The following is a 9,956-nucleotide window of genomic DNA, read 5'->3' as shown; positions in this document are numbered from 1 at the left end:
CCTCTCTTCGCACCATGCTTCTGACATGTAAACACAGAGCAATGCGCTCCAACCGCATTTAAAAACCAGCTGGAGAAAATCAGTGTGCGAAGGTGGCGGAATTGGTAGACGCGCTAGCTTCAGGTGTTAGTGTCCCACGGATGTGAGGGTTCGAGTCCCTCTCTTCGCACCATTCATTACGCAAAAGGCCCATCACGAAAGTGATGGGCCTTTTGTTTTTACTCCTTGTTATGGCTATGCTTTTGACGACTCACCGCTCATCGTCATGCCAAGGAACGCATATGATACTGGATACCGACATTCACAACTTTTACGAACATCTGGTGCTCAAGGAGATTGAGAAACAGGGGCTGCAGCAAAAGCTCAACAGCGATCAGATGGCCGACCTCTGCTGCCTCACCCTCAACCAGCTTCCGGCCCACTATATTCGCCACAATGTCGACATGATCTACTTCCTGACCGACGCCAAGCGCACCGAAATGGAAAAGCTGGTGGTCGAATCGCTCAAGGTGGCACAGCAGAAGATCAAGCAGGCTCCCGTCAAAAGCTCATAACCAGGGCTGCTGCCAGAGCAGGGTAACGATACCGGTCAACCCGGCCACTGGCAGCAAGATCAAGGCGGGCCGCAATCCGGGCTCCAGCATCACCCAGGCAGCCAGCAGAAAACCGGCACTCCAGGTGCCGTACTCTTTATCCTGACCCCATGCGAGTACGGCCACCGCCACCAGCAACATCATACCCCGCAATATCCAGCGCATTGTTTTCTCCCCAATCAACAATTGATAATAATTATCATCTTCATCTACTGGGGATGCAAGTGGCGTCACGGGAAAGCTTCGTATGTGGCCCTTTGTGTCAACAGGCCGCTCAAAAACGGGTTATGAGATCAACTAATTTGTGATTTTTTCAATCAAATGTGCATTTTTGCCAATTTGATGGGGCTTTAACCCGCCGGGTTTGTGGTAGATTGCGGCCTCTTTTTGGGTTGCCCCCTCGGGATCGATGTATCCACAGGACGAGAGGGAGTGACCTTGGCGAGCAAGAGTTTAGGAAGTATCTATGCAAAACCAACAAAACCACATCCGACTACCGGGCATGGCACAGGTATTTGCCTGTCTGGCCATTTTCCTGGCCCTGGCATTCTCGTTCACCAGCGTGCTCGATCTGCCGATCCAGCTGGCGTTGTTCATCGCCTGGTTCGTCATCATGGGGCTTGGCATCAAACTTGGCCACGATTACAAATCCCTGGAACAGGCAGCCGTTGACGGCGTTGCCAAGGGAATGGGGGCCATCCTGATCCTGGTCTCCGTCGGTGCTCTGGTCGGCACCTGGATTGCCGGTGGCATAGTCCCCAGCATCATCTACTTCGGCCTCAAGGTGATTCACCCGTCCATCTTCCTGCTGGCAACCCTGATCATCTGCTCCCTGACCTCGCTGGCCACCGGCACTTCCTGGGGCTCTGCTGCCACGGCCGGCATCGCCATGATGGGGATCGGCCACAGCCTCGGCGTGCCTGCGCCGCTGGTAGCCGGTGCCGTGCTCTCCGGCGTCTACTTCGGTGACAAGCTCTCTCCGCTCTCCGACTCAGTAGTGCTGGCCTCTACCATGTCCAACGTCGATGTGGTGGAGCATATCAAGGGGATGCTGCCCATCAGCCTGCTCTCCTATGTCATCACCGCCGTACTGTTCACCGTGGTGGGCATGCAGTATTCGGGCAACGTCAGCCTAGAGCAGGTCAATCTGGTGATGGAGGCCCTCGACAGCCAGTTCAACATCACCCCGCTGGCCATAGTGCCGGTGGTGCTGGTACTGGGCCTGTTGGCCATTCGCAAGCCTGCCTTCCCGGTGATCAGCTTCGGCGCCCTGCTAGGCCTGATCTGGGCCATCGCCTTCCAGGGCATGGATCCGGTCAAGGCGATGCACTCGGCTTATAGTCCATTTGCCATCACCTCCGGCATCGATTTTATCGACAACATTCTCGGTCGCGGTGGCATGGAGTCCATGCTGGGCTCGGTCGCGGTCATCATCTTTGGTCTCGGGTTTGGCGGCCTGCTGGAGAAGGTCGGTATTCTGGAAGTGATCGCCAGCGCCTTCGAGAGGCGCATCAACAGCGTCGGCAGCCTGACCAGCCACACCATCGGCACCGCGTTTCTGGCCAACGTGTTTGGCTCGGCCATGTATGTGTCGCTAATCCTGACCCCCAAGATCATGGCCAAAAACTACGACCGACTGGGACTGGCGCGCAAGAACCTCTCTCGCAACGCCGAGTTTGGCGGCACCCTCACCTGCGGCATGGTGCCCTGGAGCGACAACGGCATCTTCATGGCCGGGGTGCTGGGGGTGGCAACCCTCGACTACCTGCCCTACATGTGGCTGAGCTTCACCTGCATCATTGTGACCATCACCCTCGCCTATATGGGCAAGGCAGTGAACCGGATCCCGCTGGTCGCGGCGGCAAGCTCCCGCTAAGCCATCCTGAAACAACAAAGGCGCCATCGAGGCGCCTTTATCGTTTTAGAGAAATGCTGTTTGATGGCGTTCACTGATCACCACAAACAAAAACAGCCCTCGTTGCCGAGAGCCGTTTCATCAGACCGATAATGCCGATCAGATGGAGAAGCTGGAGCCACAGCCACAGGTCGTGGTGGCATTGGGGTTGGTCACGGTGAAGCGTGAACCTTCCAGACCCTCGGTGTAATCCACACTGCCGCCTACCAGATATTGCAGGCTCATGGGATCGATCACCATGGTGACGCCATTCTTCTCGACTACGGTGTCCCCGTCGTTGATCTTCTCATCAAAGGTAAAGCCATACTGGAAACCGGAGCAGCCCCCACCCGTGATGTATACCCGCAGCTTCAGCTCGGGATTCTCTTCCTCGGTGATCAGGTTCTTCACCTTGTTGGCCGCCGCATCCGTCATCTGGATGGGCAACGGGGCTTCTGCTACTGCACTCATTACTGACCTCACAACCATTAGATCCACAAACATGGAAACCGCGAAATTATCCAATACCCGACCATTCAGTTCAAGTATTCACCACGTTTAACCGGCCGCGGGAACCGGAGCAGGCGGTGCAGCGACCAGCGGCTTGATCACCTCACCCCACTCAACCAGCAGCTCTTGCGCCGGTTGCCTGCCGTCCTTGTTGATGGTGACACGGATCCGATCCGGCACAAAGCCTTCCGGCAACTGCCAATTCCCTTCCAGCAGCTGGAAATAACGCAGGGCATAACGCCACTCGCTCACCTTCATTCCGAGATCGCGACCGGTCAGCGTCTTCGGCTTGTCAGCCAGGCTCCCCTCGACCCGGATCTGCACCTGACCACGGAACAGCTCCCGCTTTTTGGCGGGCTGGGTCAGGGCGAGACGATAGTGGTAGCGACCGGGAATGCTGGTCTCCTGCAGAGTCAGGTTGTCGATCACTACCCCCACCTGTTCGCCGGTGGGGCGCATGATCCGCTCGAAAAAGGCCAGCTGGCGTTTGAGCTCCTGCACCTGCGCCTCCTGACTCTTCAGGGTGGTCTGCAACTGCTCAAAGGCCGCTTTCTGGGTCGCCAGCTGGGTATCTTTCACCCCCAATTCGGTCTTGAGCTGGCCGATGGCCTTGCCCTGACGATCCAGCGTCTCCTGCTGTACCACCAACAGACTGCTCTGGGCCAGCTCCTGACGGTTACCGACAAAGTAACCGATGAGCCCGCCAACGGCTAACACGACCAATAACTTCAATAGATTGGACATAGCCCCTCATCCCGTTATCACGCCATTTACGGCAGCGCCTCTCCCTTCACTATACCGCCCGGACCGGGGTCACAGGCGATAAAGGGAAAAATTAACTGGCCGTGGCGCTGCCATCACCCCGCTTTTGACGCGCGGCAAGCCGTAAAGTTCGCTCCAGGATCTGGGAATAGATGGGCCGGCCACCCAGCCACTGGGCAACCAGAGTCGCCCCGACCGTGGTAATCATCATCGGCAGGATCAGCTGATAGTTGTCGGTCATCTCGGTGACCAGCACGATACCCGTGATGGGGGCACGCACGGTGGCAGCAAACAGCGCCCCCATTCCGGCGATGGCAAAGGCGCCGGGCTCGATGCCAAGCTCCGGAAACGCCGCATGAAACAGATGGCCAAACACCACGCCAAACAGGGTGCCCAACGCCAGGGTCGGCGCAAACACCCCGCCCGGGGCACCGGAGCAGAAGCAGATGAGGGTCGCGACCAGCCGCACCGAAAAGATGAGGAACAGGGTTGCCATCGCATACTCATCCCCCATCAGATGGGGAATAAGCTCGGTGCCGCCCCCCGTCACCGAGGGGGCGAACAGCGACAGCACACCAAACGTTCCGGCGACCAGCATGCCGATGGCCACGAAACGGTGGCGCTTGTTCTGATGCAACGCCAGATAGCCATCCTGACAGGCCAGCACCAGCTTGTTGAAGACAAAACCGAGCACCCCGAAGGTGGCCCCCATAAAGAGGAACAGCCAGAGTGCCTTGAGGGCGGGCGCATCGTAGTGGGGCAGAGTGATCACCGCCCCCTGGCCTTTCATGTTCTGCAACATCAGGGTCGCCATGATGGCGGAGATCCCCACCGCCTTGATGGCCAGAAAAGAGTAGCGAAACTGCGGCCGCATCTCCTCCATTACGAACAGGATGCCCGCCAGCGGCGCATTGAAGGCTGCCGCCAGACCGCCCGCCGCACCGGCGGCCAACAGGGCGTGGCCATGCTCCTTGGGCAACCGGAAGATATCAGCCACCATCTTGCCGAGGTTGCCGCCGATCTGTACCGAAGGCCCCTCCCGCCCCAGCACCATACCGGAGCTCAGGGTACAGATGCCGCCGAAGAACTTGACCGGCAACACTCGCCACCACCGCACCGGGCGCAGATCGTCCATCGCCCCCTCGATCTCGGGAATGCCGGAGCCGCCCGCTTCCGGGGCAAAGGTATGAGTGAGGAAGTAACCGACAAATCCCAGCAAGGCGCTGAAGCCAAAGCCAAGCAGACCGAGCTGCCACCAGGGACGGTCTGCCAGCAAGGCGATACGTTGTTCTGCCAGCCAGTGGACACCAGATTCGAACAGACCGCACACCAGTCCGGCCAGGGTGCCGACCAGGGCCGCCAGCAACAGCACCAGCAAGGGCATCTTGTCTTGCCGGATAATGCGGGAAAGCGGCCCCCGCGCAGAGGTATCGGCTTCAGAGGAGAGAGCTTGTTGCGCCATCTTGTTACACCAACTTGGAAAAACCATATCGTCAGCTAGCTGAGATCAGGATCACCCGGCGCGTTGCTCGGCTGCCCAGAGCTGGGGCTTTCTGCTATAGTCGGCCCGTTAAATTTTTGTCACGGGAGCAGACCGAGAGTCCGGGTGGCGAGAGCGCAAAGCATACTCCTGATGCTCCGGCCTGCCGAGTCTCAATCGGCTGCAATCCCTTGTGTGACGACCAAAATCCCATTAAGGATGATCCATGTCAAAATCAGATCAGCTGTTTGAACAGGCCCGCCAGACCATTCCGGGTGGCGTCAACTCACCGGTCCGCGCCTTCAATGGGGTCGGCGGCACGCCCCGCTTCATCGATCACGCCGATGGCGCCTATCTCTATGATGTGGATGGTCAGGCCTACGTGGATTACATCGGCTCATGGGGCCCCATGCTGCTGGGTCACAACTACCCCGCCATCAAAGCCGCCGTCATCAAGGCCGTTGAGAAGGGGCTGAGCTACGGTGCGCCGACCGAGATCGAAGTGCTGATGGCCGAGAAAGTCCGCCAGATCGTCCCCTCCATGGAGCAAGTTCGGATGGTCAACTCCGGCACCGAAGCCACCATGAGCGCCATCCGTCTGGCCCGCGGCTACACCGGCCGCGACAAGATCATCAAATTCGAGGGCTGCTACCACGGCCACGCCGACTCTCTGCTGGTCAAGGCCGGTTCCGGCGCCCTAACCCTGGGTCAACCCAACAGCCCGGGCGTTCCAGCCGATTTCGCCAAACACACCCTGACCTGCGTCTTCAACGATCTGGATTCGGTGCGTGAAGCCTTCACCCAGTACGGCAGCGAGATCGCCTGTATCATCGTCGAGCCGGTCGCAGGCAACATGAACTGCATCCCGCCGGTCCCCGGCTTCCTGGAAGGGCTGCGTGCCATCTGTGACGAGTTCGGTGCCCTGCTGATCCTGGACGAGGTGATGACCGGCTTCCGCGTCTCCCTGCGCGGTGCTCAGGGTCACTACAACATCGACCCGGATCTCACCACCCTCGGCAAGATCATCGGTGCTGGCATGCCTGTGGGCGCCTTCGGCGGCAAGAAGAAGGTGATGCAGCACATTGCCCCGACCGGCCCTGTCTATCAGGCGGGTACTCTCTCCGGCAACCCGGTGGCCATGGCGGCCGGTCTGACCATGCTGGATCTGCTGCTGGAGCCGGGTCTCTATGAGCAGCTGAGCGCCAAGACAGCTCGTGTTGCCGAGGGACTGAAAGCGGCCGCCGCCAAACACGGTATCCCGCTCGCCATCAACTATGTGGGCGGCATGTTCGGCTTCTTCTTCACCGACGAGCCCGAAATCACCCGCTACGAGCAGGTCACTCGCTGCGATATGGAACGCTTCAAGCGCTTCTATCACCTGATGCTCGAAGAGGGCGTCTATCTGGCGCCGAGCGCCTACGAGGCAGGCTTCCTGTCACTGGCTCACGGCGACAAGGAGATTGAACACACTCTGGCTGCCGCCGAGCGCAGCTTCGCCAAGCTGGCTGGCTAAATCGCCGCTGGTGGTCGCAAAGGGCCCGTCATGGGCCCGTCATGGGCCCGTCATGGGCCCTTTTCTATTGCAGTGCCTTCATCACCAGACAGGGCATCGATACGCCCATTTCTGGTGCATTCCCTCTTCGTCACTCACCAATTTGTCATCCTCTGGTGCAACTTGCCCTACCATCCCTGTCATAAAGCAGGCCCACTATTTGCACATTCACCACAAGAGCCCACGTCACCGAGGTCCATATGGCAGAGATGAGCCCCATCGATGTGCTGCGGCGCTATCAGGAGTATCAGGAGGAGTTGACCCCGCTACTGCAGGGGCTACTCAGCGCCCCCCTTGTCTCGCTCAAGGGGTATCCCTTTGTCGTCAGCATTGACCACTATCAGGGGCCGATGTGCATCCAGCCTGCGGCACCGGCCGCCCATAACCGGTTGCACCTTATCGTGCAGGGACAAGGACGAGAGATCACCGTCTGTCTGAATCAGCTGATTGGCTGGTTGATGGGAGACAGGGAGCGCCGCCGCGCCATGCCCTGGTTCAAGGCGGTCTATGTGGTGCTCAGCATGGCGCTGTTTTTGATCGTCGCCACCCTGATCTGGCACGGGCTGGAGCAGCTCTACCAGCTATTGTGCGGCGAGCAGCAGAACCAGCTCGGCGCCTTTAGCGCCATCATCTTCCTGACGCTGGCACTGGCGGTGTTCGATCTGGGCAAGACCATTCTGGAAGAGGAGGTACTGCTGCATAAGGATATCTTCCGCCACAGCGCCATTCGCCGCACCATCACCCGCTTTATCGCCGCCATTCTGATCGCGGTCTCCATCGAGGGGTTGTTGCTGCTGTTCAAGGGTTCGCTCGGCCAGAGCGAGCTGCTCTGGCCTGCGGTCGGGGTGATGGGGTGTGCGGTGGGTTTGTTGCTGGCGCTTGGCCTCTATGTTTTTCTGGGGGCCAAGGCCGAAGCTGCACTGGTACAGGCTAGCCTGCGCTCTCCACCGTCAGCTGCACAGGGGAGCGACGCGCCGCCCGCCAGGAAGCGTACATGGTCCAGGAGGTATAGATGACGATAAAGGCAACCAGCCACTTCAGCATCTCCATATCCATGGATTTGACCAGCATGGCTGCCAGCACCACACCGATGGGGCCGAAGATGGCCACCGCCAGCACGGCTTTGGCATCAAACGCCCCTTTGCGGATAAAGGTGCCTGCGGAGAAGACGCTGAGCACGGCGGTGGAGCCCATCATGATCGGAAACGCCGCCAGCGGATTCATCCCCAGCAGATAAACCAGCGTCATACAGGGGGCAAACAAGCCGATACCGACATTCATCAGCACCCCGAAGATGAAATTGCCAAGCAGGGCAATCGCCAACTTGTAGCCGCTGAGCCCCATCGCATCGCCGCCTACAGGGAAAAGACCCAGCAGACCGGCAAAGATAAGCCCTGCAACGATCAGTAAAGAAATGGCCATCACCAACCGGATGGTCTGCCGATCAAACGAGGCCACATGGCGAGCGCCCCAGGCCGCGCCCGCTGCGGCGGCCATCATCATGCTGATCAGCGTCAGCGGATCCACCGCTACTGCGCCGACGAAGATCAGCGACTGAGTCACGGTCGGCAGCACGCACTGCCCATTGAGGGTACCCGGCAGCACCCGATCATCGATCAGCTTGAACTGCTTGTAGCAGGCGGTCTTTACCGCAAAGCTGCCCACCCCCAGGGTATCGAGGAAGTTGGCAATCCCACCGATCAATGCCACCGGCCAGAAGGGGGTCGCCTCAAAGGATCCACTCTGCTTCTTCCGCCAGCAGGCTTGTACCAGCATAAAGATGAATACGAGGCCTCCGGCTATAAAAACCAGCCGTAAAATATCAACTAACATAGGGGTTTCTCCTGCAACGGGCGGCGATTCTAAGGCAAGCAGCAGAAAAAATCTTGACCGGAATTAAGCAATCCGCATGACACACCTCTGCGAGGCGAAATATTTATCAATCGACTCCGAACGACTCTGCTAATACTTGTTACTGAGGCCAACAGGCCGGGTCCTGAGCACGTTGTTATGGTCCTTTCGCGACGACCACTTGTGCCAAAGGACATAATAAAAAAGAGGGCCGGTAGTGATACCGACCCTCTTTCTGTATCTGGCCGGGGCGCTGGGCCCTCGACCATGACAACCGCTTATTGAATGCTCTTGCCGGCACGCACGTCCTTGATAAACCCCTTCAGGCTGGCCAGATCACGGGGAGCACCGCGCAGGATCTGATCACCGATGATGAAGGCCGGGGTACCGGAGATACCGAGCGCTTCAGCCAGAGCCCGGTTGGTTCCCAGATTCTGATCGATGCTGCCATCCTTGATCTTGGCTTCCACCTTGCTCCAGTCCACACCGGCCGCCACAGCCAACTGCTTGACCTGTGCTTCATCAGCGAGCGGGCCCTGATGGCTATAGAGTTTCTCGTGGAACGCCTGGTACTTGTCAGGCTGACCCAGCTGGACCGCCAGCGCAGCACGGGCGGCGAAGTAGGAGGACTCGCTCAGAATGGGGAACTGCTTGTAGATGTAACGGATATCTTTATCTTCCGCCATCAGCTGCTTGACCAGCGGATGGGCCCGTTTGCAGTAACCGCAGTTGTAATCGAAAAACTCTACAATGCTCAGCGACGCCTTCGGATTCCCCATCTCGGGATCCTGATTGGCATAAAGCTGCTTGGAGTGAGCCTTGATCAGCGCCTTGTCACTCTCGGCCTGCTGGCTCTCCTGCTTGGCACGCAGGGCATTGGACATCTCGACCAGGATCTCGGGATTCTTGACCAGATAGTCGCGAACGATTTGCTCGACATCGCTTTTGGTCAGCTCGCTTGCATGTACCGGCGTCGCCAGCAGGGTCACACCAGCCAGCGCGCAAAACAGGGCATTTTTAATAGTCATAACGTTATCTTGCAGAGGATATGATAGAGGCCACTATAGTGGTTGAGTCTGTTTTCAAGTCAAGTTATCTGGCCAAAAAAGCGCTTGATACGCTCTGATTGCCACTTTTTCATGTCATTTAGCGCAATTAACCAGCAATCGAACCGGACGGGGATTTACAAGCCGGATCAGCATGGTAATATTCGCCGCACTGCTGCGGAGGGGTGGCAGAGCGGCTGAATGCACCGGTCTTGAAAACCGGCGATGGGCGACCATCCGTGGGTTCAAATCCCACCTCCTCCGCCAT

10 protein-coding genes and 2 tRNA genes are annotated in these 9,956 nt (G+C 58.4%); 6 read left to right on the top strand and 6 right to left on the bottom strand.

The annotated features are described in order from the left end of the window. The first annotated feature begins 86 nt into the window (after positions 1-86). Both AACR14_RS12760 and AACR14_RS12755 read left to right on the top strand, forming a co-directional pair. A tRNA-Leu gene (locus tag AACR14_RS12760) sits at positions 87-172 on the top strand. Positions 173-281: 109 nt separating this feature from the next. Continuing rightward, complete coding sequence (locus tag AACR14_RS12755; RefSeq protein WP_005343036.1) at positions 282-554, top strand: late competence development ComFB family protein; 273 nt, start codon at positions 282-284, stop codon at positions 552-554. Here the strand turns inward: AACR14_RS12755 and AACR14_RS12750 are convergent. After that, positions 549-758, bottom strand: coding sequence for a hypothetical protein (locus AACR14_RS12750; RefSeq protein WP_005357820.1), 210 nt, complete (start codon positions 756-758; stop codon positions 549-551). The genes AACR14_RS12755 and AACR14_RS12750 overlap by 6 nt on opposite strands. 301 nt (positions 759-1,059) lie before the next feature. Between AACR14_RS12750 and nhaC the strand changes: the two genes are divergently transcribed. Beyond that, on the top strand, positions 1,060-2,469 hold the full coding sequence (nhaC, locus tag AACR14_RS12745) for a Na+/H+ antiporter NhaC (RefSeq protein ID WP_019446455.1): 1,410 nt from the start codon (positions 1,060-1,062) through the stop codon (positions 2,467-2,469). 138 nt (positions 2,470-2,607) lie between these two features. Here nhaC and erpA read toward each other — a convergent pair whose 3' ends face one another. The 3 genes from erpA to clcA form a co-directional block, all read right to left on the bottom strand. Then, positions 2,608-2,958, bottom strand: coding sequence for an iron-sulfur cluster insertion protein ErpA (gene erpA, locus AACR14_RS12740; protein ID WP_005340225.1), 351 nt, complete (start codon positions 2,956-2,958; stop codon positions 2,608-2,610). An 87-nt stretch (positions 2,959-3,045) separates the two neighbouring features. Then, entirely contained in the window at positions 3,046-3,741 is a 696-nt protein-coding gene (locus AACR14_RS12735; protein WP_005343032.1) for a DUF6776 family protein, read from the bottom strand. A gap of 91 nt (positions 3,742-3,832) precedes the next feature. Then, on the bottom strand, positions 3,833-5,221 hold the full coding sequence (clcA, locus tag AACR14_RS12730) for a H(+)/Cl(-) exchange transporter ClcA (RefSeq protein WP_019446454.1): 1,389 nt from the start codon (positions 5,219-5,221) through the stop codon (positions 3,833-3,835). A gap of 244 nt (positions 5,222-5,465) precedes the next feature. Here clcA and hemL point away from each other — a divergent pair, with 244 nt between their 5' ends. Next, entirely contained in the window at positions 5,466-6,752 is a 1,287-nt protein-coding gene (hemL, locus tag AACR14_RS12725; protein ID WP_019446453.1) for a glutamate-1-semialdehyde 2,1-aminomutase, read from the top strand. 239 nt (positions 6,753-6,991) lie between these two features. After that, positions 6,992-7,807 carry a hypothetical protein gene (locus tag AACR14_RS12720; RefSeq protein ID WP_019446452.1) on the top strand — a complete coding sequence of 272 codons (816 nt, stop codon included), beginning with the start codon at positions 6,992-6,994 and terminating at the stop codon, positions 7,805-7,807. On the opposite strand, the gene AACR14_RS12715 is transcribed toward AACR14_RS12720, so the two are convergent. Together AACR14_RS12715 and AACR14_RS12710 are read right to left on the bottom strand one after the other, a co-directional pair. Then, entirely contained in the window at positions 7,722-8,624 is a 903-nt protein-coding gene (locus AACR14_RS12715; protein WP_019446451.1) for a sulfite exporter TauE/SafE family protein, read from the bottom strand. The genes AACR14_RS12720 and AACR14_RS12715 overlap by 86 nt on opposite strands. Before the next feature lie 296 nt (positions 8,625-8,920). Further along, complete coding sequence (locus AACR14_RS12710) at positions 8,921-9,670, bottom strand: DsbA family protein (protein ID WP_019446450.1); 750 nt, start codon at positions 9,668-9,670, stop codon at positions 8,921-8,923. A 197-nt stretch (positions 9,671-9,867) separates the two neighbouring features. Here AACR14_RS12710 and AACR14_RS12705 point away from each other — a divergent pair. Further along, a tRNA-Ser gene (locus AACR14_RS12705) sits at positions 9,868-9,955 on the top strand. Position 9,956: the final 1 nt, after the last annotated feature.

Source organism: Aeromonas sp. 159, assembly GCF_963862045.1.
Lineage (GTDB): Bacteria > Pseudomonadota > Gammaproteobacteria > Enterobacterales > Aeromonadaceae > Aeromonas > Aeromonas veronii.
The sequence above is the reverse complement of the archived record's forward strand: the minus strand, read 5'-3'. Positions and strand labels throughout refer to the sequence as shown.

What these genes read in the sequence shown, in the direction of transcription:
- AACR14_RS12715 (WP_019446451.1), bottom strand. Translation starts at nt 8,624, where the DNA reads ATGTTAGTTGATATTTTACGGCTGGTTTTTATAGCCGGAGGCCTCGTA.
- AACR14_RS12750 (WP_005357820.1), bottom strand. Translation starts at nt 758, where the DNA reads ATGCGCTGGATATTGCGGGGTATGATGTTGCTGGTGGCGGTGGCCGTA.
- erpA (WP_005340225.1), bottom strand. Translation starts at nt 2,958, where the DNA reads ATGAGTGCAGTAGCAGAAGCCCCGTTGCCCATCCAGATGACGGATGCG.
- nhaC (WP_019446455.1), top strand. Translation starts at nt 1,060, where the DNA reads ATGCAAAACCAACAAAACCACATCCGACTACCGGGCATGGCACAGGTA.
- clcA (WP_019446454.1), bottom strand. Translation starts at nt 5,221, where the DNA reads ATGGCGCAACAAGCTCTCTCCTCTGAAGCCGATACCTCTGCGCGGGGG.
- hemL (WP_019446453.1), top strand. Translation starts at nt 5,466, where the DNA reads ATGTCAAAATCAGATCAGCTGTTTGAACAGGCCCGCCAGACCATTCCG.
- AACR14_RS12735 (WP_005343032.1), bottom strand. Translation starts at nt 3,741, where the DNA reads ATGTCCAATCTATTGAAGTTATTGGTCGTGTTAGCCGTTGGCGGGCTC.
- AACR14_RS12720 (WP_019446452.1), top strand. Translation starts at nt 6,992, where the DNA reads ATGGCAGAGATGAGCCCCATCGATGTGCTGCGGCGCTATCAGGAGTAT.
- AACR14_RS12755 (WP_005343036.1), top strand. Translation starts at nt 282, where the DNA reads ATGATACTGGATACCGACATTCACAACTTTTACGAACATCTGGTGCTC.
- AACR14_RS12710 (WP_019446450.1), bottom strand. Translation starts at nt 9,670, where the DNA reads ATGACTATTAAAAATGCCCTGTTTTGCGCGCTGGCTGGTGTGACCCTG.